Origin of the sequence: Pseudomonas sp. ARP3, assembly GCF_001029595.1 — a bacterium.
Classification (GTDB): domain Bacteria; phylum Pseudomonadota; class Gammaproteobacteria; order Pseudomonadales; family Pseudomonadaceae; genus Aquipseudomonas; species Aquipseudomonas rhodesiae.
This window is the reverse complement of the sequence record NZ_LEKF01000060.1, coordinates 1-1,231: the sequence shown is the minus strand read 5'-3', so window position 1 is coordinate 1,231 and position 1,231 is coordinate 1. Positions and strand designations below refer to the sequence as shown.

Below are 1,231 nucleotides of genomic sequence, written 5' to 3'. Positions count from 1 at the left end.
TGAATCGCCCCGGGTTTCCTAGACACTCTCCAGGCTCGCTGCGTAACGCTTTTCAAACTCTACCGGTGACAGCTGATTGTTGAAACTGTGGCGTCGTTTTGGGTTGTAAAACATCTCGATGTAATCGAACACATCATCCCGAGCATCCTGGCGTGTAGTGTAGATTTTACGCTTGATCCGCTCCCGCTTTAGCAGCTGGAAAAAGCTCTCCGCCACAGCGTTGTCGTGGCAGTTACCTCGACGACTCATGCTGGCTACCAGGTTGTTAGCTTTCAAGAAGCTTCGCCAGTCTGAGCTGCTGTACTGACTGCCTTGATCCGAGTGGATCATCACCTCTTGCTTCGGCTTACGTCTCCAAACCGCCATCAGCAGTGCATCAATGGCTACGTCGCTGGTCATCTGCGACTTCATTGACCAACCAATGATCTGGCGTGAAAACAGATCGAGCACCACGGCCAAATACAGCCAGCCTTCATATGTTCGGATGTAGGTAATGTCTGTGACCCAGACTTTGTTGGGTTCTCTGACATCGAATTGGCGCTTCAGTAAGTTCGGTGAGGCAACGGCTGGTTTACCGCCATATTTTCCCGGCCTCCGTCGATACCCAGTCTGAGAACGTAAACCTTCAAGGCGCATCAACCTAGCTACCCGGTGACGGCCACAGCTCTCACCAACCTCTCGCAGGTCATCATGGATCTTGCGATAGCCATAAACACCACCGCTTTCCAACCAGGAGTGTTTGATCAGTCCAAGCAGTCGCTGATCGTCCTTGGCTCGCGCAGATTTTGGTTCTGATAGCCACGCGTAGTAGCCGCTGGGATGAACCTTGAGCGTCAGGCAAAGCCGTCGAATCGCGTAATGACCCGCTTGCTGCTTAATAAAGGCGTACTTCAGCCGCACTCCTTGGCAAAGTACGCGGCGGCCTTTTTTAAGATGTCTCGCTCCTCCGTCACCCGTTTCAGCTCGGCCCGTAGACGACGAACCTCAGCGCTCTGATCATCCTCCTCAACGCGCTGTTCCTGGGGCTTGGTGTAGCGCTTAACCCAGGCATAGAGGCTGTGCACGGACACACCCAATCGTGCAGCCACCTCCGAAACAGGAAGCTTCTTTTCGGTCACTTGTTTGACCGCCTGGATTTTGAATTCTTCGGGATATCGCTGGTTGCTCATGGCACCTCCTAATGGGCCTCATTTTAAGGCTTGGAGGTGTCTACGAAACTAGGGGCGATTCA

Annotated in this window: 1 protein-coding gene; it reads right to left on the bottom strand. The window is 53.1% G+C overall.

Annotated features, from left to right (window positions below; translation table 11 throughout):
* Positions 1-18 precede the first annotated feature (18 nt).
* Positions 19-1,169 (bottom strand): IS3 family transposase gene (locus ABX75_RS27990; RefSeq protein WP_088500423.1). Its coding sequence is split into 2 segments (ribosomal slippage): positions 19-935 and positions 935-1,169, totalling 1,152 coding nucleotides; the frame shifts between segments, so codons are not numbered across the junction.
* Between the last annotated feature and the right edge of the window lie 62 nt (positions 1,170-1,231).